The following is a 24691-nucleotide window of genomic DNA, read 5'->3' as shown; positions in this document are numbered from 1 at the left end:
GATGAGCCAGGACCCCGCGCTCGCGCGTTACCACCGGCAGCGCGTCGACTGGAGCCACCCCGACCCCGGGCTGGGCGGCGCCCGCCGGGCGGTGCTGCGGGTGCCCCTCGACCACCGGCGGCCCGGGGAGCGCGACATCGAGATCGGCGTCGCCCGCCACGAGGCACGCGGCCGCCGCCAGGGCGTGCTGCTCGTCGGCCCCGGCGACGACCTGGGCAACAGCGGCCTCAACCTGCTGCGCGCGCTGCTCGGCAGCCTGCCCGGCGAGCTGGTCGAGGCGTTCGACATCGTCGGCTTCGACCACCGCTTCATGGGCGCCAGCACCCCGGTCCTCGCCGGCCTCGACCCGGACGAGCGCTTCTGGGTCTTCCACCACCCCGAGTCGTTCGACGCCGAGCTGCGCTACCAGGCCACGGTCGCCGCCAAGTGCTCGGCGCGCCCGCTGGACCTGCTCGCGCACGCCAACTCCCGCAACATCTGCCGGGACATGGACGTGATCCGCGCCGTGCTGGGCGCCGACCGCATCCACTACCTGGGGTACTCGTACGGGACCTATCTCGGCGCCGTCTACGGCGAGATGTTCGGCCCCCGGCTGGACCGCGCGGTGCTGGACGCGATCTGCAGCCCCGACTGGGTGTGGCGCGGGCTGTTCACCGACTTCCCGCCCAACGGCGAGCGCGCGCTGAACCGGTGGTGCCGGTGGGCCGGCACCCGGCACGCCACCTACCAGCTCGGCCCCACCGGCCCCGACGTGCGGGCCGCCTACGACTCGGTGGTGGCCGCGGTGGACCGGGGCGAGCAGGTCACGCTCATGGGGTTCCCGCTGGACCGCACCCTGGCCAGGCTGATCCCGGTCGGGATGCTCAACAGCGAGAAGGCCTACCCCGTGCTCGCCGACATCGTCCGGCACCTGCTCACCGGCGGGGACCTCGAACCGGACAGCCTGGACTTCCTCACCCGGATGTTCGGGGAGCCCAAGGAGGAGAGCGGCACGGTCGCCCAGCTCGCGATCCTGGCCGGCGACGCCGCCTGGCCGCGCAGCCCGGCGCTCTACGAGCGGGACATGCTGGCGGCGGCCGAGAAGTACCCCTGGACCGGCGCGGCGCTCAGCGGGATCAAGGCGCCGGCGTTCTGGCCGGTCGCGCCGGCGGAGCCCGCCACCCCGCTCGGCACCGGGGCGGGCGGCGGCGACTACCTGCTGGTGGCGGCCGACGAGGACATGTCCACCCCGTGGGCGGCCGCCCGGCGCATGCACGAGGTGCTGGGGGAGCGCTCGGCCTTCGTGACCGTCGCCGACACCGCCCACCACCGCGTCTTCCCCTTCTACGGCAACGCCGGCCTCGACGCGCTGGTCACCGACTTCCTGCTGACCGGCGCCACGCCCGGCCCCGACCACGTCTGCCCCAACCCCGACCGGCTGCTGGAACCGGCCGCCGACGGCCGGGAATGACGGCCACCGGGAGGTAGCCTTCCCCCCATGCTGATCGAGAGGGAACGGCACGACGGCATCCGCAGCGGCGCGATCACCGTCCTGTTCCGCCGCTGGCGGCGGGCGCAGGCGAGCGCGGGCAACGTCTACCGCACCGCGCTCGGCCGGGTGGCGGTCGACGCGATCGACGTCGTGACGGCCGAGCGGATCACCGAGGCCGACGCGGCGGCGGCCGGCTACCCGTCGGCCGCCGCCGTCGCCGCCGACCTGCGCGGCCGGCCCGGCGACCCGGTCTTCCGGCTGCGCATCAGGTACCTCGACGAGCCGGACCCGCGCGACGAGCTGGCCGCCGCCGGCGACCTCTCCGAGGAGGAGCTGCGGGTCCTCGCGGCCAGGCTCGACCGGCTGGACCGGGCGAGCGGCACCGGGCCGTGGACCGGGGCGACCCTGGAGATCATCGGCCGGCGGCCCGAGGTGCGGGCCGCCGACCTGGCCGCCGAGCTGGGCCGCGACCCCGCCCAGTTCAAGCTGGACGTGCGCAAGCTCAAGAACCTGGGCCTCACCCTCAGCCTCGGCACCGGCTACCGCCTCTCGCCCCGCGGCGCCTCCTACCTGGCGAGCCGCCCCCGCGACCACTGACCCGGGGCGCGGGCGGGGGCGTCGAGCTCTTCGGCGGAGGGCCGGGCCGCCGGGTCAGGGGTGGGGCTGATCCGGGGGTGTCCAGCCGAACAGGTCCCCGCCCTGGGAGCCGGAGCCGCGGGTGGTGGCGGCGAGGATCGCGTCGCGGATCGCGGCCAGCGCCGGCGAGCGCACGTGCGCGACCTGGCCCAGCAGCCGCGACTGGCGCACCACCTTGCGCACCCGCGGCCCCCGCACCGCCGCGTACCGCTCCAGCGCCCGCGCCACCGCACCCGCGCCCATGCTCGCGCTCCCACCCGCGGCCGGTTCGGCGGCCAGTACGGCGGCGAGTACGGCGGCGTCCTCCAGAGCCATGCCCGCGCCCTGCCCCAGCGTGTAGACCATGGGGTGCGCGGCGTCCCCGGCGAGCGCGACGCGCCCCCGGCCCCACGCCCGCGGCGGCGGCCGGTCCAGGACGTCGTGCGCGACGCAGCCGGCCGGGTCGGCGCCGGCCGGCACCTTGCGCAGGTCCGGGTGCCAGCCGCCGGTGCGCTCGACCACCAGGGCCAGGGCCTCGGCGGCCGGCAGGGCGGGCACCACGCCGCGCGGCGCGTTCATCGAGGCCACCCAGTACACCTCGCCGCCCCCGATGGCGGCGGCGAACAGGACCAGCCCCCGCCCGTAGGCGATGAAGCCGTCGGGGTGCGCGGCCGGCGCCGGCCCGACGCCCCGCACCGCGGTGAACCCGCGGTAGCGCGGCGCGCCGTCGCGCAGCAGTTGCGCCCGCACGGCCGAGTGCACGCCGTCCGCGCCGACCAGCAGGTCGCCGTGCCGGACCGCGCCGTCGCGGGCGACCAGCTCGACGCGCGACCCGGCGTCGGCGTAGCGGGCGGCGGCGAACCCCTCGACGAGCTCCACCCCGGCCGCTCCGGCCGCGTCGCGGAGCAGGCGGTGCAGGTCGGCGCGCAGGACGGTGACCGCCGGCGCGCCCCAGCGCTCCTCGTACCCGTCGAACGACACCGATCCGAGCACCCGCCCGCGCTCGTCGAGGAACGCGCTGCGGTGCCCGGTCGTGCCGCGCCCGCCGGCGGGCCGGCCGGCGTCGCGGACGCGGCCGGCGAGGCCGGGGGCGACGGCGTCCAGCGCCTTGACGGCGTTGGGGGCGAGCACCAGCCCGCCGCCGGCCCGCTCGGGCCGCGCCGAGCGCTCCAGGACGACGGCCGCGAACCCGCGCCGGCACAGTGCGGTGCCCAGCGCGAGCCCGGCGATGCCGCCGCCCGCCACCAGCACCCGGCCCCGCCTCATCGCGCACATGTCCCGAGCATGCCCGGCCCGGCGGCCGGCGCCTTCTTCGACATTGCGGCCCGCGCCGGCCGGCCGGGGGACACGCGACGCGTAGGATCTACCCGACCCTTGACGGGTAGGATCTTCCCTACCTACGATTGCCGCATGGAAATCACGCATCTGCAGAAACTGACCGTCCCCGTCAGCGACCAGGACGCTGCCAAGTCCTTCTACGTCGACAAACTCGGCTTCGAGGTACGCACCGACACCCCGATGCCGATGGGCGACAACCTGCGCTGGATCGAGGTGGCGCCCAAGGGCGCGCAGACCACCCTGGTGCTGTGCACCTGGCTGCCGGACACCCCGCAGATCAAGAACGCCATGCTGGAGACCAGCAACACCGACGAGGCGGTGGCCGCCCTGCGCGAGGCCGGCGTCTCCGTCGACGACCCCAACCCGACGCCGTGGGGCAAGCAGGCCAGCTTCGCCGACCCGGACGGCAACACCTTCATCCTGACCGACGGCGGCGCCTGACCCGCCCGCCGCCGCGGCGCCCCCGTGGGAGAAGCCATGACTCAACCATCCCGTGACGAAACCTGGTCACCCTCCGGCGCGGACGGGACCGCGCCAGCCGGCACCGTCTCGACCCGGATGTGGATCACTCTGGTGCTCGTCTCCCTCGGAGCCATGATGGAGGCGCTGGACTCCACGGTGATGACGATCGGGAACCCGCAGATCGCCGTCGAGTTCGGCACGCGGCTCAGCCAGCTCCAGTGGGTCAGCAACGGCTACATGTTCGCGGTGGTCGTCTTCCTGATCACGGCGGGGAAGATCGGCGACAGGTTCGGCCACCGCAACACGTTCCTCGTCGGCATGGTGGGGTTCGCCGCCAGCTCGGCGGTCGCGGGCCTGGCCGGCTCCATCGAGGTGCTGATCGCCGCCCGCGTGGTGCAGGGCCTGTTCGGGGCCGTGCTCGCGCCCAACTCGCTGGCGATCATCCGCAACCTGTTCCCCTTCGACCGCATGAAGACCGCCATCGGCGTGTGGGCGGGGTTCGGGGCGCTGGCGATGGCGGCCGGGCCCTTCATCGGCGGCCTGGTCGTCGACCAGTTCGGCTGGCGCGGGATCTTCTTCCTCAACATCCCGATCTGCGCCGTCGTGGTCGTCGCCGGGGTGTGGCTGATCGGCAAGGGGCGCGAGCAGCGGCTGGCCGCGTCCATCGACGTCCCGGGCGTCGTGCTGCTCTCGGCCGCCCTGCTGGCGCTGGTCTGGGGGATCATCCGCATCCCCGTGGACGGCCTCGACCTGGTCACCGTGCTGCTCTTCGTGGGCTTCGCGCTGCTGGCGGCGCTGTTCCTGTGGCGGCAGCGGACCTCGGCGAACGCGGTGCTGCCGCCCGCGCTGTTCCGCTCGCCGTCCCTGTCGATCGCGGTGGTGGTCATCACGATGGCCGCGTTCGTCGCCTTCGGCAGCTACTTCTACTTCGGCCTCTACCTGGAGCGGGTGCAGGGGCACTCGCCGCTGCTGGCCGGCGTCCTGCTGCTGCCGCAGACGGTGCTGTTCGGCGTCGGCGCGGCGGTCGGCGGCAAGCTGGGCAACGACCGGGGGCCGCACGTGCCGATGATGCTCGGCGCCGTCCTGGTCGCGCTGGGCTCGGTCGGGATCACGCTGCTGGACGCGGACTCGTCGTACGCGCTGCTCGGCCCCTCGCTGGGGCTGATGGGCATCGGGATCGGCGCGATCGTGCCCGTGGCGGTGAGCGTGATCCTCGGGCACAGCCCCGCCGACCTCGCCGGCACCGCGTCGGGCATGCAGCAGACCGGCCTCATGCTGGGGGCCGTGCTGGGCACCGCCATCCTCGGCACGATCATCAGCGTGCGCGTCGCCGCGGACCTGCCCGGCAGGCTCGCCGCCGCGGGCGTGCCCCAGGACGCCGCGGGCAAGGCGGTGGAGCAGGCGTCCGTGGCGGCCCAGGGCGTGCTGCCGCGCGTCGGCGGCGTCGCCCCGGGGACCGCCGCGCGCATCGAGGCCGCGGTCGGCCAGAGCTTCACCGGCGGGCTCAACACCGCGATGATCGTGGGCGCGGTGCTGATGGTGGTGGCCGCCGTGCTGGCCGGCCGCGTCAAGGCACCGCCGGCGTCGGCGGCGTCCTGGGGCTGAACGACACCCGTGGCCGCCGGGCCGCGCCCGTGATCCGGGCGCGCCCCGGCGCCCCGCAATCGACGAAAGGAACCGGCAATGGCGCTCTCCGGAGCGGAGATGCTCGTCCGCGTGGCGGCGTCCCTCCCCGAGAAGACCGGCAAGTCGCTGGAGGAGTGGATCGCGGCGGTCGGCAAGTCCGGGATCGACCCGCTCGACCAGCGCGCGGTACGGCAGTGGCTCAAGTCGGAGCACAACCTGACCAAGCCGCAGCAGGAGGCCGTCGCCATCGCCGCGGCCAAGGAGGCCGGCTGGGCCGAGCCCACCGCCGACGACCACCTGGCCGCCCAGTACGCCGGCCCCAAGCAGGCGCTGACGCCGATCTACGAGGCCCTGCTGGCCGCCGCCACCGGGCTGGGCGGCGACGTGGCCGTCGAGGTGCGGGCCGGGTTCGTCGCGCTGAACCGCAAGCGGCAGTTCGCCGCCATCCAGCCGGCCACCGCAAGCAGGATCGACCTCGGGCTGCGCTTCACCGAGCCGCCCGCCGACGAGCGGCTCAAGGCGGCCACGGCGCCCGGCCAGTCCACGCACAAGATCGGCCTGACCGCGGCCGGGCAGGTCGACGCGGGCGTCGAGGCGCTGCTGCGGGCGGCGTACGAGCAGAACGGCTGAGGCCACGGCTCCGCCGGCCCTGTGGAGGAGAGGGGGCCGGCGGAGCCCTTCCTCATCGGAGGAAGTGCCGGGCCGGGTTGGCCCGCGGGTAGCGGCGCAGGTAGGCGAAGAAGTCCGCGAGCGCGGCGTCGCTCTTGGTCAGCAGGCCCGGCGTGTAGTGGATCGTCATCAGCACGGGCGCGTCCTCCGCCAGGAGGTTGAACATGAACGCCTGCACCTTGGCGAGGAACTCCCCGGCCGCCTCGGGCGGCTCGCCGGGCAGCGGCTGGGTGCCCCAGGTGAAGTACGAGGCGGTGGTCCGCGCCCGGGGCGCCGCCATGCCGGTGATCCAGTAGAACCAGCGGCCGTCCAGCGTGCCCTGCTGCCAGAAGATGTTGCTGCCGTGGATCGACGCCCAGACCCGGTACTCCTCGCCGCCCGGCATCAGCGCGTGGTAGCGGTACCCGACCGAGAACTCGTCCCAGGTGACGGAGTCGTTGGGGTCCTCGACGAACGTGCCCTCGTGAGGGAGCGCGAAGTGTTGCAGGTCCAGGGTCTGGGCCGCGACCACCCAGGGGTCCACCGCCAGCTCCTGGCCGAAGGCCGCCGTCCGCGTCACGACGGGCGCGGCCGGGTCCGGCGGGTCCGGCTGGGGGAGCGCGAACAGCGGGGAGGAGCCGTTGAACGCCCAGACGACGCCGTGCGTCTCGACGGCGGGGAAGCGGAACAGGCGCGCCCGCGGATCGACCGGCGTGCCGTTGGCCGACAGGCAGCGCCCGTCCATGTCGTAACGCCAGCCGTGGAAGGCGCACCGGACGGCCTCGCCGTCGAGCCGGCCCACCGACAGGTCGGCGCCCAGGTGGACGCAGTACGCGCTGAACACGGAGACCCGCCCCGAGGGCGAGCGCACCGCCACCACCCGGCCGCCGAGCAGCTCGGCGCCCACGATGCCGCCGCCCTCCGGCAGCGCGTCGCCCAGGCAGACCGGGAACCAGGTCTGGGTGAACAGGCCGTCCGCGCCCTCGGACGGGATCGGCTCGGAGCGGGGCCGGCGGCGTACGTCATCCGTGATCGTCATGAGGGGATCCCGTCCTTCCGGGCGGCAGGCGCTGAATCGCGTTCAGTCTCGCTGCGGCCCACCGGCACGGTCAACGCGAGCTGCCAGAACGACAATCTCGAAGAAACCCCGCCCCTGGCGGTGTGTTTGCCTATGAAGGGTGCCCCTGAAGGATGCCTGTCCCGGCACGCGCCGACCTGGAGGAACCGTGCCCGCCGATACGGATCAGCTGGCCGCCAACAAGGCCATCGTGCAGCAGCTCGTGGACGCCTGGAACGCACGGGACATCGCGCGGATGATGCGCTACTGGGCGCCGGACATGGTGCACCACGGCCGCGAGGGGGCCATGCCCGCCGGGCAGGTGGGCGGCGAGATGCAGCGCTTCATCACGGCGTTCCCCGACATCCACATCGACGTCGAGGAGATGATCGCCGAGCGCGACCTGGTCAGCACCCGGCTGCGGGTCTCGGCGACCCACTCCGGCCCCTACATGGACATCGAGCCGACCGGCCGGGCGGTCCACTGCGCGCTGATGGGCCAGCTGCGCATCGTGGACGGCAAGGTCGTCGAGCACTGGGGGGTGGCCGACACCGTGCACCTCCTGGAACAGCTCGGCCTCATCGACGAGAAGCTGCTGGAGGCGACGGCCTAACCCTGACGGGAGGACACGTGAACGACGAATTCGCGCAGATCAAGGCCGAGCGGGAGGCGATCGTCCGGCGCTTCCGCGGCGCCGTGCTGTTCCGCCGGGACTTCTCCGCGATCGAGGAGGTGCTGGCCCCGGAGTTCGTGGACCACTTCGCGCCCCCGTGGGACCCGCCCGGCCGCGACGGCGTCCAGCACCGGTTCGGCCAGGCCGCCGGCGCGCTGACCACCACGAAGGTGGAGGTCCTGGTCTCGGTCTGCGAGGGGGACTACCTGTCCCAGGCCATCGAGCTGCACTTCGCGCACACCGGCGAGTTCATGGGCATCCCCGCCACCGGCAGGAACATCGCGATCGGCGGGTCGAACACCTTCCGCTTCGACGGCGGGCAGATCGTGGAGCACTGGGGCGTCTTCGACGTGGCGAAGATCCCGGACCTGCTGCGCGAGACGCAGGGCGCCCAGGGCGGCTGGGCCTCGATGTGGCCGAGCCCGCAGGAGGCCTCCAGGCGGAGCTGAACGGCCGTCGCGGGCGGCGGGTGGACATCCATGACGCATCGATGGACCCTACAGGGACCTGGAGGTAGGAGTGCGGATCCGCGAGAACGACGCAACGGACAGGATCGACGTTCCCGGAGACCATCGGATGCGGGCGGTCGAGCAGGTGCTCGGCAAGATCAGGCGCGATCTGTCCCGCGCGCACTCGCTCGACGACCTGGCGCAGACCGCGTGCTTCAGCCCGTTCCACTTCCTGCGCGTCTTCCGCGGCATCACCGCCACCACCCCGGCGCGCTTCCTGGCCGCCCTGCGGATCGCCGAGGCCAAACGGCTGCTCGCAGCCACGAACCTGGACATCACCACCATCTGCATGCAGGTGGGTTACACCAGCCTCGGCACCTTCTCCCACCAGTTCGCCCGGCACGTCGGGGTCTCCCCGCGCAAGTTCCGGCGCCTGATCAACGAGATGTCCGACCAGTCGTGGGAGGCGGTGCTGGCCGCGGCGGCGCCGCCCGCGCCGCGCGCCGGGCCGGCGCGCAAGCTCCGGGTGCGGCTCGACGGCCGGGAGCCGGGCGACATCGCGCTGGTAGGGCTGTTCGAGTCGGGCATCCCGCAGGGCTGGCCGGCCGCCTGCGCCCTGGCGCGGGAGAGCGACGAGGTGGACATGGCGGTCGGTCCCGACGGCGCCTACATGGCCCTGGCGATGAGCTTCCCGTCCGACACCGACATCGAGGACCTGATGGCGGGCGACGGGCCCGGCCGGTGCCTGGTCGGCTCGTACGGCCAGATCCACGTCAAGGGCGGGCGCGCCACCGAGAGCAGCATCGTCATCGGCCTGCGCCCGCGCCGGGCCAGCGATCCGCCGATCGTCTTCGCCTCCCCGCTGCTGGCCGCCCGGGAGCACCGCTTCGCCGAGCCGCGCAAGGCCCTGTCGGCCCGGCCCTGACCCTCCGGCGGCTTGCGCAGGCTCGAAGAAGTACCGGGACCCCGGCCTGATCTAGCGTGTGGTCCACCGCGCCCTCAGGCCGGCGCCATGCGGACCAGCGGAGGTGACCGTGACCCAGCTCCCGACCCCGGCGACCCGTCCCGACGACCCCGTTCCCCGCCCGATGGGCGCGCACCTGCCGCACGAGGGCGACGACGGGCTCTACACGCAGAGCTGGTACCCCATCTGCATGGCGGACGACCTGGCGCCCGGCACGGTGGTCGGCGCGGAGTTCCTGGGCGGGCGGGTGGTGGCCTTCCGCGACGCCGCGGGCCGGCCGGCGGTGGTGTCGGCCTACTGCGTCCACCTCGGCGCCGACCTCGGCGTCGGAACGGTCCGCGACGGCCTGCTGAGGTGCCGCTTCCACGGCTGGACCTACGACGAGCAGGGCGTGTGCCGGCGGACCGGCAGCGGTGACCCGGTGCCCGACGGGGCGCGCCTGTTCCGGTTCCCCACCGAGGAGAGGTTCGGCGTCGTCTGGGCCTTCAACGGCACCGAGCCGATCTTCCGCATCCCCGAGCTGCCCTGCCCCGAGGACGAGGTGCGGGCCGGCCGCGGCCGGTTCGGGCACCTGGCCATGGAGCCGTGGATGGTCTCGGCGCACACCCTGGACCTGCAGCACCTGTCGCTGCCGCACGGCTTCGACCTGAAGGTGCCGCCCGCCGACACGGTGCGCAGCACCGCGCACAGCCACGGCTACGACCTCGTCGGCTCGCTGCCGGACGGCACCACGTACGACGTCAGGATCGACATCCACGGCCCCAACCTGTTCCTGCAGACCGGCCTGCTCGACGGCCGCTGGTACTTCTGGATGACCTCGCCCAGCCTGCCGGCTCCCGGCCGGACCGACTCCTTCTTCGTCTACGGCGTCCGCAAGGACGAGTCGGAGAGCGAGGAGGAGGCGCAGCGGGCGCTGCGGCGGGTGTTCGAGGCGCAGATGCAGTTCTACTCCGACGACTCCGACATCTTCGACACCATCCACTTCCAGCCGGGCCTGCTGACCTCCCGCGACAGCACCCTGGCGATGTTCCTGGACTACCTGCGGACCTACCCGCGCGCCAACCCGGCGCGGGAGTTCCTGAGCTGACCGCCGCCCCTCCTCGTCGAACGGAGTACCCGGTGCCCGACGCCCGTGCCATCCCCGACGTCCAGGCCGACGACGCCTTCGTCACCATGCTGGCCCTGACCGACACCTTCGCGCCCTGGGCGGTCCGCGTGGCGGCGACGCTGCGGCTGGCCGATCTCGTCGCCCCCGGCGGGACGTCCGCCGACACGATACTGAAGGGGCTGGAGGCCGCCGGGGAGAGCGTGCACCCCGACGCGCTGGGCCGGTTGCTGCGCTACCTGGCCGCCCTGGGTGTGTTCGACCACGACGAGCCCGCCGGCCTGTACCGGCCGACGGCGCTGTCGGCCCTGCTGCGCTCCGACAGCCCGGTCAGCATGCGCGACTGGTGGCGCATGGACAGCGCCATGTGCCGGCTCGACCAGACGCCGGTGCTCATGCTGGAGGCGATCAGGACCGGCGAGCCGGTGTACGAGCGCCTCTTCGGCCAGGACGTGTGGGCGGACCTCGCCGCGCACCCGTCGCTGGCGGACTCGTTCGAGCAGGCGATGGCGCACAAGACCCGCATCTCGCTGGACAGCGTCATCGCGGCGCTCGACTGGGCGGCCCGCGGCGACGTGGTGGACGTCGGCGGCGGTCACGGGCTGCTGCTGGAGGCCGTCCTGCGCGTCTCCCCGGACGCCCGCGGCGTCGTCTTCGACACCCCGGCCGCGGTCGCGACGGCCCGGGCGCACCTGGCCGGCTCGCCGGTCGCGGGCCGCGTCTCCTTCGTCGAGGGGGACTTCTTCGCCGAGTGGCCCGCCGGCGCCGACACCTACGTGCTGATGAACGTGCTGCACAACTGGCCCGACGAGCAGGCCGTGCGGGTGCTGCGGCGCGGCGCCGGCGCGCTGGGCGCCACCGGCCGCCTGCTGGTGATCGAGACGCTGGTCGGCGGCGGCGGGGACCAGCGCAGCCTGGCCCGGCTGGACATGATGATGCTGCTGTTCAGCGGCGGCAGGGAACGCACCCGCGCGGAGTTCGACGACCTCGCCGAGCGGGCGGGCCTGGCCGTCACCGGGGCGCACCCGACGACGTTCGGCCTGACGATCCTGGAGCTGGGCCCGGCCGCCGGAGGCCGGTGATGGACGAGCGCACCGTGCACCGCTTCCCGTTCGGGCCCGCCGTCGCGCTGGAGCTGGACCCCAAGTACCGCAAGCTGCAGGAGTCGGAGCGGGTGGCGCGCGTCCGCATGCCGTTCGGCGGCGACGCCTGGCTGGTCACCGGGTACGAGGACACCAGGTTCGTGCTCTCCGACCCCCGGTTCAGCCGGGCCGTCACGCTGGAGATGGACCTGCCCCGGCTGCAGCCGCGCATCGTCCAGAACCCCGAGATGATCATGAGCATGGACCCGCCCGACCACACGCGGGTCCGCCAGGTCGCCGCGCGGGCGTTCACCCCCCGCCGGGTGGAGCGGCTGCGGCCGTGGATCGCCGGGCAGGTGGACGGCCTGCTGGCGCGGATGGCCGGGCAGGGGCCGCCGGCCGACCTCGTACGGGACCTCGCGCTGCCGCTGCCGATCGCGGTGATCTGCGAGATCCTGGGCGTGCCGTTCGCCGACCGGGAGAAGTTCCGGGTGTGGTCGGACATCGTCATGTCCGTCACCGCGTTCACGCCGGAGGAGATCCAGGCCGCCTTCCAGAGCCTCACCGAGTACCTGCAGTGGCTGGTCAAGCAGCGCCGGGTCGCGCCGGCGGACGACCTGTTCAGCGCCATGGTCCGGGCGCGGGACACCGAGGCGGTGATGAGCGAGCGGGAGCTGGTGACCTTCGGCGTCACCCTGCTCGTGGTGGGGCACGAGACGACCGTCAACGAGATCGCGGACATGATGTTCGTCCTGCTGCGCGACGGCGGCTACGCCGAGCTGGCCCGGGGCGGGGGGCCGCCGGTGCCCCGGGTCGTGGAGGAGCTGCTGCGCTTCGTGCCGCTGGAGAGCCCGGGAGGCTTCGCCCGGGTCGCGACCGAGGACGTCGTCGTCGGCGGCACCCTCATCGCCAAGGGCGAGGCCGTCTACACCCAGCTGTCGGCGGCCAACCGCGACCCGCGGGTCTTCGCCGACCCGGACGCGATCGACTTCGCGGCCGAGCGGGAGCAGCACCTCACCTTCGGCTTCGGCCCGCACCGCTGCCTGGGCGCGGCGCTGGCCAAGGCGGAGATCGAGCTGGCCGTCGAGGGCCTGCTGCGGGCGTTCCCCGGCCTGCGGCTCGCCGTCGATCCCGAGCGGGTCACCTGGAAGCTCGACCGGCTGGTACGAGGGCCCGAGGCGCTTCCGGTGACGTGGTGAGCGAGCCGGCGCGCGCCCGCCCGGCGCCCGCCGGGCGGGCCCGTTCCCCGGCCTCGTTGACAGGTAGGATAGACCCTACTGATAATGTACGGGGACCGGCGAGTATCGGGTCGCCGGCGACAGTGCGACCAGGGGCTGCCAACCATGCCGCGGAGCGGGAAGACGACGACGCCGGACGGTGTCCCCACCCTGCTCGACGACGTCTTCCCGGCCCTGGCCAACCCGGTCAGGAGGCGCATCCTCCAGCTCCTGCTCCAGGGGCCGCAGTCGGTCAACAACCTGGCCGCCCACTTCGACATGGCCCGCCCCAGCGTGTCGGAGCACCTGAAGGTGCTGCGCGACTCCGGCCTGGTCACCGAGCGGCGGGTCGGCAGGGAGCGCCACTACTCGCTGTGCCGCGCGCCGCTGGAGGAGATCTCCAACTGGCTGCACCCGTACGAGCTCTACTGGCAGGAGCGGCTGCGGCTGCTGCGCGACACCGTGGTGGAGGAGGAGAACAACCGGCGGGAGGAGAGCGACCGGCAGGGCGACTAGGGCCGGCCCTCGCACGGGACCTCCCGCGCGGGCTCCCCGCCCGCCGCGCCCTTGGCCGCCTCTCTGGCTGGCTCTCTGGCCGGCTCGCCGGCCGCGAGCGCCGCCGCCAGCCGGGTGAACAACCACGAGCGCCAGCCGCCGCCCATGATGCGGCGCGCCCGCTGCTGCAGCTCGTTGCCGGGGTCGAAGCCCTCGTGGTCGAAGAACAGGCGGGTGCCGTGGCCCTCGGCCACCAGCCGCCAGGTCGCGGTGCACCGCGCCCCGCTCGGCCCGTGATCCTCCCAGCTGATGCGCAGCAGGCGCTCGGGCTCGATGGCGAGCACCTGGCAGTGGATGACGCCGTCGAACCTCGTGGTGGGCACGGCCTGCGCCACGATCGTGAACCGGTGGCCGACGACCGGCTGGAAGTCCTCGGGCCCGAGCCATTTCGTCACCAGCCGGGGCTCCACGAACGCTCGCCACACGCGGTCGGGCGGATAGGGCAGGAACTCATCCAGCCTGATCGCCTGGGGATCGTCCGTCATGTCGTCAGCTCTCGATCAGGGACCGAACAATCACCGCGAGTCTATCGCCACGGCTGAGCAGGCGCACTTGCGAAGGAGGCACCAGTGAAGATCGGAATCGGGTTGCCGGGGGACGAGCCGGACCTCCTGCTGGACTGGGCGCGGCAGGCGGACGCGGGGCCGTTCAGCACGCTGGGGCTGCTCGACCGCCTCATCTGGCGCAACCCCGAGCCGCTGGTGATGCTGGCCGCCGTCGCCGCCGTCACCAGGCGGGTCAGGCTCCAGACCGAGGTGCTGATCGGGCCGCTGCGCGACACCGCCCTGCTGGCCAAGCAGGTGGCCACGCTCGACCGGCTCGCCGGCGGCCGGTTCACGCTGGGCATGGGGGTGGGCAGCCGCACCGACGACTTCGCCGCCGCGGGCATGCCGCTCAAGGGCCGCGGCCGGCGGCTCGACGACCAGCTCGTCGCGCTGCGGCAGCTCTGGGCCGGCGAGCGCACCCCCTGCGGGCTCGGCCCGGTCGGGCCCGCGCCGCTGCGCCCGGGGGGCCCGGAGATCCTGTTCGGCGCGTTCGCGCCGAGCGCGCTGGCCAGGGTGGCCCGGTTCGGCCACGGCCTGCTGTGCGCCGCGCCCGCGCCGTGGGCCGGCGACCTGTTCCGCGCCGTCGGCAAGGAGTGGTCGGCGGCCGGCCGGGAGGGCAGCCCGCGCAACGTCGGCCAGCTCAACGTGGCCTTCGGCTCGGACAGCACGGTCGCCACGGCCAAGGCTGCCATCAGCGAGTGCTACGCGATCGTCGGCGCCTCCCACTGGATGGTGGAGGGCATGCTGACCACCGAGGACCAGATCCGGGCGGGGCTGCGCGGGTTCGAGGAGCTGGGCGCGGACGAGGTCATCCTCTACTGCTGGTCCCCGGAGGCCGGCCAGGTCGGCCGGCTGGCCGACCTGGCCGACCGCTACACCGGGCGCTGAACCCGGCGAGCGCGCCGGGTCACCGGCTGTAGGGGGCGAGGGTGATCCGATCGATCAGCGGGGCGTACGCCACTCCTGACGTCAGCGAGAAGGTGAGGGCCGCCGGGAGGAGCCCGGCGCACAAAGCCCTGGTGATGCTCGGGAATGCCATGGCGGTTGCCCCTGGTATGTGAGCGTTAACAAGACTGAGGGAGCAGATCGGCAACGCCACCGGGGGTTGCGCGTAGGTTACGCAGCCGCGTCCGGCGCGTCAATGGGCCGGTCTCCGCGCGTTTCCGGCCGGTCACGATTCGGTATCGCCGGGCGCGGCGGCTCTTGACGCCCGGCGCCCGGTGGAGCAACAGTCGAGCCACATCGTTGAACCGGTTCGCCGACACCGGGGACGTCAGTCTGCGTCCTCCTGGAAGAAGGCGCCATCGGAGCGGCGATGCGAGGGAGCAGTGCAACGTCATCGTCGAACCGGTTCGACAATCAGGAGGTGAGAGTGGCGACGATCGGGGACGTGGCCCGGGAAGCCGGGGTGAGTCGCAGCACCGCGTCGTACGCGCTGTCGGGCAAGCGGCCCATCTCCGAGGAGGTGCGCCGGCGGGTGCTGGCCGCCGCCGAGGCCCTGGCGTACACGCCGAACGCCGGCGCCCGCGCGCTGGCCACCGCCCGGACCAAGGTCCTCGGCCTGCTCGCCCAGTTCCACGAGGACGAGTTCGCGCCCGCGATGATGCAGTACATCCTGGGCGTCACCAACACCGCCCGCGACCTGGGCTACGACACGCTGCTGGTCACCGAGGCCGACGGGGTGCGGGCGCTGCGCCGCATCACCGACTCCCGGATGGTGGACGGCGTCGTGCTCATGAACATCGCCCAGGACGACGCCCGGCTGCCCATCCTGCGCGCCGCGCCGCAGCCGGGCGCGCTGGTCGGGCTGCCGGGCGACTGCTCCGGCCTGGACGTGTTCGACCTCGACTTCGAGGAGGCCGGCCGGGTCATGGTGGACCACCTGCACCGGCTCGGCCACCGCGAGCTCATCCTGATCTCCCACCCGGAGCACGTGGTCGAGCGGGGCGGCGCGTACGTCTGGCGGCTGCGCGACGCGGCGCTCGAACGTGCCCGCCAGCGCGGCGTCACCCTGCGCGCCGTGTACGGCGAGTCCCGGCAGCCCGCCGTGGGCCGCCTGCTGCACGACCTGCTCGACGCCCACCCGGCGGCCACCGGCCTGCTGATCAACAACGAGGCGGTCGCGGCGGCGCTGCCCTCCGTCACCCACGAGCGGGGGCTGCGGGTGCCCGACGACCTGTCGGTCATCGGGCGCTACTCCGCCGAGTTCGCCGCGACCTTCTCCCTGCCCTATTCGTTCATCGAGAGCGCTCCCGACCGGCTCGGCTCCATGGCCGTACGCCAGCTCGTGCGCCGCGTGGAGTCCACGGCGGCCAGGAAGGAGCCGTTCGTGGTGCGCTTCATCTCGCCCGAGCTGGTCTCCCGGGGCAGCACCGCACCCCCGCGCCCGCGCTGACCGCGCGGACGACAGCCCCCACGTCCGACAGCCTCTCGATGTGAGCGCTAACACTGGAGAGTCCAGATGAAGAGTACGTCCGCCAAGGCCACCGTGATCGCCACCGCCCTGCTCGCCCTGGCCGCCTGCGCCTCCGCGCCGACCGGCGGCGGGGGCGGGACCGGCACGACCGCCACCGCCGCCGGCGCCTACACCTGGTGGGACCCCTACCCGCAGCACGACGCCGGCTCCGCCTGGGCCAAGCGGGTGAACTCCTGCGGGCAGCAGGCCGGCGTCACCATCCAGCGCACCGCCTACGACACGACCGCGCTGACGAACCAGGCGCTGCTCGCCGGCCAGGAGGGCAACGCGCCGGACGTCATCCTCCTCGACAACCCCGCCGTCTCGACGCTGGCCGACGCCGGGATGCTCACCGCGATGGCCGACTTCGGCCTCGACACCGCCAGGTTCGACAAGAACCTCATCGCCGCCGGCGAGCTGGACGGCAAGACGTACGGCATCCCCATCGGCGCCAACACCCTCGCCCTCTACTACAACAAGAAGATCCTGGACCAGGCCGGCGTCGAGCCGGACTCGATCAAGGACTGGGCCTCGCTCGGCGCCGCGCTGAAGAAGGTCAAGGCCGCCGGCAAGAAGCCGATCACCTTCGCCGGCATCGGCACGGAGGAGGGCTCCTTCCAGTTCCTGCCGTGGTTCTGGGGTGCCGGCGCGCAGCTCACCCAGCTCGACTCACCGCAGGCCGTCGAGGCGCTGGAGCTGTGGAGCTCCTGGCTCAAGGACGGCCTCGCGCCCAACTCGGTCATCAGCAACTCCCAGAACACCACCTGGGAGGAGTTCCTGACCGGCGAGTTCGCCTTCGCCGAGAACGGCACCTGGCAGATCAACAGCGCCGCCAAGGCCGGCTTCCCGACCGGCGTCGTGCAGATCCCCGCCAAGGACGGCGGCGCCGCGCCCACCCCGACCGGCGGCGAGTTCATCACCGTGCCGGTGCAGAAGGACACCAAGCGCTACGACGTCACCAAGAAGATCCTGGAGTGCATGACCACGCCCGAGGGCCTGGTCGAGACCGGCACCACGTTCGCGTACTACATCCCCTCCACCGCCGACGGGCAGCAGCGCATCCTCGCCCAGGAGCCCGGGCTGAAGCCGTGGGTGGAGGCCGTGCGCTCGGCCAAGGGCCGCACCAGCGACAACCTCGGCACCGACTACCCGAAGATCTCCGAGGCGCTGTGGACCGGCGTGCAGAAGGCGCTCAGCGGCGCGGCGAGCCCCGCCGACGCGCTCAAGCAGGCGCAGGCGCAGGCGAAGCAGGCCATCGGCGGATGACCCGGCGACCGATCCCATGACCTCGCTCCGCACCGGGACGGTGATGACGAGAAGGGCGGCCCACGCCGCCGCCCCGCACCGGCGGGCCCGGCGGTGGACGGCCCTCGCCTTCCTCGCCCCGCTCCTCGTCTACCTGCTCGTCTTCTACGCCTACCCGCTCTACCGCAACATCGAGCTCAGCCTGCACGACTACACGCCCCGGGCCTTCATCCAGGGCGACCCGGAGTTCACCGGCCTGGAGAACTACGCGAAGATCCTGTCCGACGGCGCGTTCCTGCGCGCGCTGGGCAACACCGCGCTGTTCACGCTGGGCTCCATCGCCGCGCAGTACGCGATCGGGCTGGCCCTCGCGGTCTTCTTCCAGCGCACCTTCCGGCTGTCGGCGGTGCTGCGCGCGATGTTCCTCGTGCCGTGGCTGCTGCCGCTCATCGTGTCGGCCTCCACCTGGTCGTGGATGCTCAACAGCGAGAACGGCATCGTCAACGCGGCCCTGCAGGCGTTCGGCGTCGGCCAGATCAACTGGCTGACCTCCCCGGACACCTCGCTGCTGGCCGTCACCGTGGCCAACGTCTGGCTCGGCGTCCCGTTCAACCTGGTGATCCTGCACGCCGGGCTGCAGAACATCCCCGCCGAGCTGTACGAGGCCGCCGGGCTGGACGGGGCCGGCGCGTGGCAGCGCTTCCGCAGCATCACCTTCCCGCTGCTGCGCCCGGTGTCGCTGATCACGCTGCTGCTCGGCCTGATCTACACGCTCAAGGTCGTGGACATCATCTGGATCATGACGAGGGGCGGCCCGGCGGACGCCTCCACGACCCTCGCCATCTGGTCCTACCGGGAGGCGTTCGGCACCGGCCAGCCCGACTTCTCCCCGGCGGCGGCCGTCGGCAACCTGCTCATCCTCATCGCCTTCGCCGCCGGGCTCGCCCACGTGCGCCTGCAGAAGGAGGGGTCATGAGAAAGTGGCGGACCGCCACGGGCGTCGTCCTGGTGGCCGTGATGCTCTTCCCGGTCTACTGGATGGTCAACGTCTCGCTCACCAGGACCGGCGACATGCGGGCCGACCCGCCCCACTGGTTCCCGTGGGACCCCACGTTCGAGGGGTACGCCGCCGCGCTCGGCCAGCAGCTTCCCGCCCTGGCCACCAGCCTGTTCATCGGGCTCGGCACGGTCGCGCTCACGCTCGTGGTGTCGCTGCCGGCCGGGTTCGCCCTGGCCAGGCTGCGTCCGCGCGGCACCCGGGTGATCGACTTCCTGCTGCTGGTGGCGCAGATGATCCCCGCCGTCGTCATGGCGATGGGCTTCTACGCCGTCTACATCAGGCTCGGGCTGCTCAACACCGTCCCCGGGCTGATCGTGGCCGACTCGACGCTCGCCGTGCCGTTCGGGGTGCTGCTGTTCCGGGCGTTCATGGCGGGCATCCCCGCCGAGGTCATGGCCGCCGCGCAGATCGACGGGGCGGGCACCTGGCGCACGTTCCGGTCGATCGTGCTGCCGCTCAGCCGCAACTCCGTGATCACCGTCTCGCTGTTCGCCTTCCTGTGGGCGTGGTCGGACTTCATCTTCGCCTCCACGCTCAACCGCAACAGCGACGTCATCCCGATCACGCTCGGCATCTTCCGCTACATCGGCAACAACACCACGCAATGGAACTCGATCATGGCGACCGCCGTGATCGCCTCCGTGCCCGCGGCCTTCCTGCTGATCCTCGCGCAGCGCTACATCGCCGCCGGGGTCACCGCGGGCGCGGTGAAGGACTGACAGAAAGGGTTTCGCCATATGACCAGCCCCGTGCTGCCCTCCCGCGGCCGGGTACGCCCCCTCGCGCTCGCGCAGGTCTCGCTCACCGGCGGGTTCTGGGGGAGCCGCCAGACCGTGAACGCCACGGCGACGCTCGCCCACTGCGAGTCGTGGATGGAGCGCCTCGGCTGGCTGGCCAACTTCGACCGGGTCGCCGACGGCACCACCGGGCCCGACCGGCCCGGCTGGCCGTTCTCCGACTCCGAGGTCTACAAGCTGCTGGAGGCCCTGTCCTGGGAGAGCGCCAGGACCGGCGACCCGGAGGCGGAGGCGGCGATCAAGCGGCTCACCGCCAGGATCGCCCGCGCCCAGGACCCCGACGGCTACCTCAACACCTGCTTCGGCCACGGCGGCCAGCGGCCGCGCTACAGCGACCTCGAAGGCGGCCACGAGCTGTACAACACCGGCCACCTGCTCCAGGCCGCCGTCGCCCGGCTGCGCGGCCACGGCGAGGACGAGCTGGTACGCCTCGCCCGGCGGGCCGCCGACCACGTGTGCCGGACGTTCGGCCCCGGCGGGCGCGCCGGGATCTGCGGGCACCCGGAGATCGAGGTCGGCCTGGCCGAGTTCGGCCGCGCCCTGGGGGAGGAGCGCTACCTGGAGCAGGCCCGCCTGTTCCTCGACCGGCGCGGCCACGGCACGCTGCGCGACATCCCGCTCGGCCGCGCCTACTTCCAGGACGACGTGCCCGTCCGGGAGGCGCGGGTGTGGCGCGGCCACGCCGTGCGCGCCCTCTACCTGGCCGCCGCCGCGGTGGACGTCGCGGTCGAGCGCGGCGACGACGAGCTGCTGGGCGCCGTGGAGCGCCAGTGGGAGCGCTCGGTCGCCCGCCGCACCTACATCACCGGCGGCATGGGCTCGCGCCACCAGGACGAGGGCTTCGGCGAGGACTGGGAGCTGCCGCCCGACCGGGCCTACTGCGAGACCTGCGCCGGGGTCGCCTCCATCATGGTGTCCTGGCGGCTGCACCTCGCCACCGGCGACGTCCGCTACACCGACCTCATCGAGCGCACGCTCTACAACGTCATCGCGACCTCCCCGAGCGCCGACGGCCGGGCCTTCTTCTACGCCAACCCCCTCCACCAGCGCGTTCCCGGCCGGCCGGCCGACCCGGCGGAGGTCAGCCCGCGGGCCGAGGCGGGCGAGCGGGCCGCCTGGTTCGACGTCTCCTGCTGCCCCACCAACGTCGCCCGCACGCTCGCCGCCCTGCACGGCTACCTCGCCACCAGCGACGACGACGGCCTGCAGATCCACCAGTACGCCTCCTGCCGGATCCGCGCCGAGCTGCCCGGCGGCCGGGCGGCGGCCGTGGACGTCGAGACCGCCTACCCGGAGGGCGGGACCGTCCGCGTCCGGATCGCGGCCGACGCGGACGAGCCCTGGACGCTCGCCCTGCGCGTCCCGGCCTGGGCCGCCGGGGCCACCTTGACCGAGGGCGGCCGGACCCGCCCGGTCGGGCCCGGCCTGGCCCGGGTGCGGCGTGCCTTCCGCGCCGGGGACGAGATCGTCCTCGACCTGCCGATGGAGCCGCGCTTCACCTGGCCGGACCCGCGCATCGACGCCGTGCGGGGCTGCGTGGCGGTGGAGCGCGGGCCCGAGGTGCTGTGCGCCGAGTCCCGCGACCTGCCCGACCCCGGCGCGCTCGGCTCGCTGGTCGTCGATCCCCGCTCCGCGCCGCGGGCCGTCCCCGGCGGGGCCCTGGTCCGCGGCCGGGCGCTCGCGCTCGACGACCGGCCGTGGCCCTACCCCGCCGTCCCGGCCGTCGCCGGGCCCGCTGCCGAGCCCACCGAGCCCGCCGGGACCGTCGCCGGGGCCGCCGAGCCCGTCGCCGGGGCCGCCGGGGCCGCCGGGGCCGCCGGGGACGGGGGCTGGACCGACGTGCCGCTGCGGCCGTACCACGCGTGGGCGCGGCGCGGGCCGTCCAGCATGCGGATCTTCCTGCCCATCGCCCCACCACCCCCTTCAGAAGGAGCGTGAACGCTCATGTCCCGTCTCCGCGTGCTCGCCTTAGTACTGGTCACCACGGCCACCACCGTGGTGACCGGCGCGCCCCCGGCCGCGGCGGCCGGCGCGACGCTGACCGTGGACGTCGCCCGGCCGTTCCGGCCCGTCACCCACGCCGCCTCCGGCGGCCTGTACGGCCTGGCGGAGAACTCCCGCCCGGCCGACTCCACCCTGCTGCCCATCAAGGTCAACTCGCTGACCCAGCCCGCCCCCGGCGTCGGCCAGCGGCCCAACGGCCAGCCGCCCGGCGGCGACTCGCTGCGGATCGCCCCGCAGGCCGACCGGGTCGGGGCCGGCCAGTACATCCGGATGCCCGACATCTACCCCGACTTCCCGTACAAGTGGGTGAGCTGGAGCGACTGGCTGGCCAAGGTGGACACGATGGTCCGCGCCCGGCTCAACGCCACCACGGTCACCAACGTCCTGGGCTGGGAGCTCTGGAACGAGCCCGACTACACCTGGAACACCGCCGCCGCCGGCCCGTTCAACGACGGCTGGGTGCGCACCTACCAGGCGGTACGGGCGCTCGACCCGCTCACGCCGATCGTCGGCCCCAGCGCCGCCACCTACAACCGGTCGTGGATGCAGGCGTTCCTCACCCGCGCCCGCGACACCGGCACGCTGCCCGACATCATCTGCTGGCACGAGCTGAGCGACCCCGCCAGGATCGCCACCGACCTCGCCGACTACCGCAACCTGGAGTCCTCGCTCGGCATCAGCCCGCGCCGCGTCTCCATCAACGAGTACGCCGCCCCCGCCGAGGTGGACGTGCCCGGCCGGATCGCCGGCTACGTGGCCAAGCTGGAGCGCGGCGGCGTGGAGTCCGCGCACCGCGCCTTCTGGTACGAGTACGGCACCATGAACGGCCTGGTCACCGGCAACACCCAGCCCACCGGCACGTGGTGGCTGTACAAGTGGTACGGCGACATGGCGGGGAACATGGTCACCACGACCTCCACCTCGACCGGCCTGGACGGCTTCGCCGCCTACGACCCGACCCGCAGGATCGTCAACGTGGTCCTCGGCAACGAGGCGGGCACCAACACCGTCAACCTGACCGGCCTGGGCCCGCTCGGCTCCAGCGTGCGCGTCACGCTGTCGTCCACCCCGTCCAGCGGCCGCTTCACCGCCGTCGCCGCGCCGGCCACGATCTCCGTGACGACCAGGACCGTCAGCGACGGCCGGCTCAGCGTGTCCGTGCCGGACATGGTGGCCACCAGCGCCTACCAGCTCCTCGTCGAGCCGGTCTCCGGCGTCCCGGCCTACCAGCAGCGCTACGAGGCCGAGAACGCCTCCGTCTTCCGCGCCCAGCGGCTGACCTCCTCCAGCGCGTCGGGCGGCGGCTACGTCGGCCGCATCGACAACTCCGGCACCCCGCGCACCGACAGCTACGTGGACTTCGTGGTGAACGTGCCGGCGGCGCGGGCGTACACGATGACCATCGGCTACGCCAACGCCACCGGGGCCACCGCCACGCAGGGCCTCGCCTACAACGGCGGCGCCTGGAGCACGGTCAGCTACCCGCCGACCGCCGCCTGGGGCCAGTTCGGCGCCACGGTCGCCACGACCGTCACGCTGCGGGCCGGCTACAACGTGATCCGCCTGGCCAAGGGCTCGCCGTACTTCGCGGGCGGCACGGGCTACGCCGAACTGGACTACATCCAGCTCACCTAGAAAGGACGTCGATGACCGTCGCCGGTCCGGTGTTCTCCCTGCGGGAGATCCCGTTCAGCCACCACGGGTCGTGGTTCTGCTTCTCGCCCGTGGTGGCCGAGAAGACCTACGCCGAGGACGTGCACCTGGTCTCCCACCAGAGCGGCATGCACCCGGTCCTCAGGCTGGTCCCCGCGGCGCCCGCCGCGGTCACGGCCACCCCGCAGCGGCTCACCTGGGCCGGCGGCGACGGCCGCCGCATCGACCTCGCCTACGAGAGCCCCGACACGGTACGGGTGCGCGGGCGCGGCCTCGGGCTGCGCCTGCTGGCCGCCGACCCGGTGCTGACGCCGTTCAGCGGCCCGTACTTCTACCAGGACCCCGTGGACGGGGCGTACGTCCTGACCGTCTACCAGACCGGCCGCCGCTACCGCGTCACGCTCCTCGGCGGGCGGGCCGCGTACCTCGGGGCGCAGGCGCTCGGCACCGCCGAGCGCGGGATCGAGTTGGACGGCGACTGGGAGATCGCCGTCGAGGAGTACGAGACCGCCCGCGCCCCCTACGCCGCCACGGACCCCTTCGACCAGGTGGTCAAGGCCGCGCGGGCGGAGTTCGACGCGTTCGCCGCGGCGGTCGCGCCCTGGCGCGGCGAGCGCGCGCCCGCCGCCGAGCTGGCCGCGTACGTGTTGTGGTCGGCCACGGTGCGGCCGGCCGGGTTCGTCACCCGCCCGGCGGTGCTGATGTCGAAGCACTGGATGGACAAGGTGTGGAGCTGGGACCACTGCTTCAACGCCATCGCCCTCGCCGGCGGCCTGCCCGAGCTGGCCTGGGACCAGTACCGCCTGCCCTTCGACCACCAGGACGCCGCCGGCGCGCTGCCAGACTCGGTCACCCACTCCGAGGTCCTCTACAACTTCGTCAAACCGCCCGTCCACGGCTGGGCCCTGCGCCACCTCCCGCCGCCGCCCGAGGACGTCTACCGGCTGCTGGAGCGCTGGACCGGGTTCTGGCTCACCGCCCGCCGCGCCCCCGGCCGGGAGCTGCCGCACTACCAGCACGGCAACGACAGCGGCTGGGACAACGCCACCACCTTCGACCCCGAGCGCGTCGTCGAGAGCGCCGACCTGGCCGCCTTCCTCGTGCTCCAGATGCGCGCGCTGGCCCGCCTGGCGCCCGACCGGGACACCGGCGCCCGCTGGGACGCGCGGGCCGACCGGATGCGCGCCGCGCTCCTCGCCGAGCTGTGGGACGGCGAGCGGTTCACCGCCCGCGGCGCGCTGTCGGGGCGCACCTGGGGCGGCTCCAGCCTGCTCGACCTCATGCCGATCGTGCTGGGGGAGGAGCTGCCCCGCGCGGTCGGCGCCGCGCTGGCCGGCCGGATCAGGCGGCACCTGACGGCGTACGGGCTCGCCACCGAGCTGCCCGGCTCGCCGCACTACCAGGACGACGGCTACTGGCGCGGCCCCATCTGGGCGCCCTCGACCGTCCTGATCGAGGACGGGCTGCGCCGCGCCGGGCACCGGGAGCTGGCCGACGAGATCAGCGCCCGCTTCCGCGCCCTGTGCGAGCGGTCGGGGTTCGCCGAGAACTTCGACGCCCGCACCGGCGAGGGGCTGCGCGACCGCGCCTACACCTGGACGGCCGCCGCCTACCTGCACCTCGCCGCCGCCGCCCACGAGCGGAGCGGCGGGGGCTGACCCCCGCCGGGG

The 24691-nt window shown here is 73.6% G+C and carries 24 protein-coding genes; 20 read left to right on the top strand and 4 right to left on the bottom strand.

The genetic code is table 11. The features are described from left to right. The first annotated feature begins 1 nt into the window (after position 1). Together AB0H75_RS31285 and AB0H75_RS31280 are read left to right on the top strand one after the other, a co-directional pair. Positions 2 to 1450, top strand: a complete 1449-nt coding sequence (locus tag AB0H75_RS31285; RefSeq protein WP_367802548.1) for an alpha/beta fold hydrolase — start codon at positions 2 to 4, stop codon at positions 1448 to 1450. Positions 1451 to 1477: 27 nt separating this feature from the next. Beyond that, complete coding sequence (locus AB0H75_RS31280; RefSeq protein WP_367802546.1) at positions 1478 to 2068, top strand: hypothetical protein; 591 nt, start codon at positions 1478 to 1480, stop codon at positions 2066 to 2068. 54 nt (positions 2069 to 2122) lie between these two features. Here AB0H75_RS31280 and AB0H75_RS31275 read toward each other — a convergent pair whose 3' ends face one another. Further along, positions 2123 to 3361, bottom strand: coding sequence for an FAD-dependent monooxygenase (locus AB0H75_RS31275; protein ID WP_367802544.1), 1239 nt, complete (start codon positions 3359 to 3361; stop codon positions 2123 to 2125). Between the two features lie 135 nt (positions 3362 to 3496). Between AB0H75_RS31275 and AB0H75_RS31270 the strand changes: the two genes are divergently transcribed. The 3 genes from AB0H75_RS31270 (at position 3497) to AB0H75_RS31260 (ending at position 6142) form a co-directional block, all read left to right on the top strand. Further along, complete coding sequence (locus AB0H75_RS31270; RefSeq protein ID WP_367802542.1) at positions 3497 to 3865, top strand: VOC family protein; 369 nt, start codon at positions 3497 to 3499, stop codon at positions 3863 to 3865. A gap of 117 nt (positions 3866 to 3982) precedes the next feature. After that, the gene (locus tag AB0H75_RS31265; RefSeq protein WP_367802540.1) at positions 3983 to 5491 is read left to right on the top strand and encodes an MFS transporter; all 1509 of its coding nucleotides are present in this window, start codon (positions 3983 to 3985) and stop codon (positions 5489 to 5491) included. Between the two features lie 78 nt (positions 5492 to 5569). Next, on the top strand, positions 5570 to 6142 hold the full coding sequence (locus AB0H75_RS31260; protein WP_367802538.1) for a DUF5655 domain-containing protein: 573 nt from the start codon (positions 5570 to 5572) through the stop codon (positions 6140 to 6142). A gap of 52 nt (positions 6143 to 6194) precedes the next feature. Here AB0H75_RS31260 and AB0H75_RS31255 read toward each other — a convergent pair whose 3' ends face one another. Beyond that, complete coding sequence (locus AB0H75_RS31255; protein WP_367802537.1) at positions 6195 to 7199, bottom strand: aromatic ring-hydroxylating dioxygenase subunit alpha; 1005 nt, start codon at positions 7197 to 7199, stop codon at positions 6195 to 6197. A 187-nt stretch (positions 7200 to 7386) separates the two neighbouring features. Here AB0H75_RS31255 and AB0H75_RS31250 point away from each other — a divergent pair, with 187 nt between their 5' ends. The 7 genes from AB0H75_RS31250 to AB0H75_RS31220 all read left to right on the top strand — a co-directional run bounded on the left by AB0H75_RS31250 (position 7387) and on the right by AB0H75_RS31220 (position 13223). After that, positions 7387 to 7830, top strand: a complete 444-nt coding sequence (locus AB0H75_RS31250; RefSeq protein ID WP_367802535.1) for an ester cyclase — start codon at positions 7387 to 7389, stop codon at positions 7828 to 7830. Positions 7831 to 7847: 17 nt separating this feature from the next. Beyond that, entirely contained in the window at positions 7848 to 8339 is a 492-nt protein-coding gene (locus AB0H75_RS31245) for an ester cyclase (protein WP_367802533.1), read from the top strand. A 127-nt stretch (positions 8340 to 8466) separates the two neighbouring features. After that, positions 8467 to 9264: a helix-turn-helix domain-containing protein gene (locus AB0H75_RS31240; protein ID WP_367802531.1), complete on the top strand. Its 798-nt coding sequence runs from the start codon at positions 8467 to 8469 to the stop codon at positions 9262 to 9264. 109 nt (positions 9265 to 9373) lie between these two features. Next, positions 9374 to 10390 carry an aromatic ring-hydroxylating dioxygenase subunit alpha gene (locus AB0H75_RS31235; RefSeq protein WP_367802529.1) on the top strand — a complete coding sequence of 339 codons (1017 nt, stop codon included), beginning with the start codon at positions 9374 to 9376 and terminating at the stop codon, positions 10388 to 10390. A 32-nt stretch (positions 10391 to 10422) separates the two neighbouring features. Continuing rightward, positions 10423 to 11490 carry a methyltransferase gene (locus AB0H75_RS31230; protein WP_367802527.1) on the top strand — a complete coding sequence of 356 codons (1068 nt, stop codon included), beginning with the start codon at positions 10423 to 10425 and terminating at the stop codon, positions 11488 to 11490. Next, entirely contained in the window at positions 11490 to 12689 is a 1200-nt protein-coding gene (locus tag AB0H75_RS31225; RefSeq protein WP_367802525.1) for a cytochrome P450, read from the top strand. Before AB0H75_RS31230 ends, AB0H75_RS31225 begins: the two co-directional genes overlap by 1 nt. 144 nt (positions 12690 to 12833) lie before the next feature. Continuing rightward, complete coding sequence (locus tag AB0H75_RS31220; RefSeq protein ID WP_367802523.1) at positions 12834 to 13223, top strand: ArsR/SmtB family transcription factor; 390 nt, start codon at positions 12834 to 12836, stop codon at positions 13221 to 13223. On the opposite strand, the gene AB0H75_RS31215 is transcribed toward AB0H75_RS31220, so the two are convergent. Beyond that, positions 13220 to 13747, bottom strand: a complete 528-nt coding sequence (locus AB0H75_RS31215) for an SRPBCC domain-containing protein (protein WP_367802521.1) — start codon at positions 13745 to 13747, stop codon at positions 13220 to 13222. The genes AB0H75_RS31220 and AB0H75_RS31215 overlap by 4 nt on opposite strands. A gap of 84 nt (positions 13748 to 13831) precedes the next feature. Between AB0H75_RS31215 and AB0H75_RS31210 the strand changes: the two genes are divergently transcribed. Then, positions 13832 to 14695 carry an LLM class flavin-dependent oxidoreductase gene (locus AB0H75_RS31210; protein WP_367802519.1) on the top strand — a complete coding sequence of 288 codons (864 nt, stop codon included), beginning with the start codon at positions 13832 to 13834 and terminating at the stop codon, positions 14693 to 14695. A gap of 19 nt (positions 14696 to 14714) precedes the next feature. Here AB0H75_RS31210 and AB0H75_RS31205 read toward each other — a convergent pair whose 3' ends face one another. Beyond that, positions 14715 to 14846, bottom strand: a complete 132-nt coding sequence (locus AB0H75_RS31205) for a hypothetical protein (protein WP_367802517.1) — start codon at positions 14844 to 14846, stop codon at positions 14715 to 14717. Positions 14847 to 15179: 333 nt separating this feature from the next. On the opposite strand from AB0H75_RS31205, the gene AB0H75_RS31200 reads away from it, so the two are divergent. From AB0H75_RS31200 to AB0H75_RS31170, 7 genes are all read left to right on the top strand, one after another. Next, positions 15180 to 16202, top strand: coding sequence for a LacI family DNA-binding transcriptional regulator (locus tag AB0H75_RS31200; protein ID WP_367802515.1), 1023 nt, complete (start codon positions 15180 to 15182; stop codon positions 16200 to 16202). A gap of 66 nt (positions 16203 to 16268) precedes the next feature. Next, positions 16269 to 17528 (top strand): extracellular solute-binding protein, encoded by a 1260-nt coding sequence (locus tag AB0H75_RS31195; protein WP_367802514.1) that lies wholly within the window; start codon positions 16269 to 16271, stop codon positions 17526 to 17528. 43 nt (positions 17529 to 17571) lie between these two features. Continuing rightward, positions 17572 to 18483 (top strand): carbohydrate ABC transporter permease, encoded by a 912-nt coding sequence (locus tag AB0H75_RS31190; RefSeq protein WP_367802512.1) that lies wholly within the window; start codon positions 17572 to 17574, stop codon positions 18481 to 18483. After that, a complete protein-coding gene (locus AB0H75_RS31185) occupies positions 18480 to 19286 on the top strand; it encodes a carbohydrate ABC transporter permease (RefSeq protein WP_367802510.1) in 807 nt (268 codons plus the stop codon). Before AB0H75_RS31190 ends, AB0H75_RS31185 begins: the two co-directional genes overlap by 4 nt. Before the next feature lie 18 nt (positions 19287 to 19304). Next, entirely contained in the window at positions 19305 to 21302 is a 1998-nt protein-coding gene (locus AB0H75_RS31180; RefSeq protein WP_367802508.1) for a glycoside hydrolase family 127 protein, read from the top strand. 6 nt (positions 21303 to 21308) lie between these two features. Next, a complete protein-coding gene (locus AB0H75_RS31175) occupies positions 21309 to 23003 on the top strand; it encodes a CBM35 domain-containing protein (protein ID WP_367802506.1) in 1695 nt (564 codons plus the stop codon). Positions 23004 to 23014: 11 nt separating this feature from the next. Beyond that, entirely contained in the window at positions 23015 to 24679 is a 1665-nt protein-coding gene (locus AB0H75_RS31170; protein ID WP_367802504.1) for an amylo-alpha-1,6-glucosidase, read from the top strand. The last annotated feature ends 12 nt before the right edge of the window (positions 24680 to 24691 follow it).

It is taken from the genome of Nonomuraea sp. NPDC050783, assembly GCF_040802095.1.
Classification (GTDB): Bacteria; Actinomycetota; Actinomycetes; order Streptosporangiales; family Streptosporangiaceae; genus Nonomuraea.
This window is presented reverse-complemented; position numbering and strand designations above follow the sequence as displayed.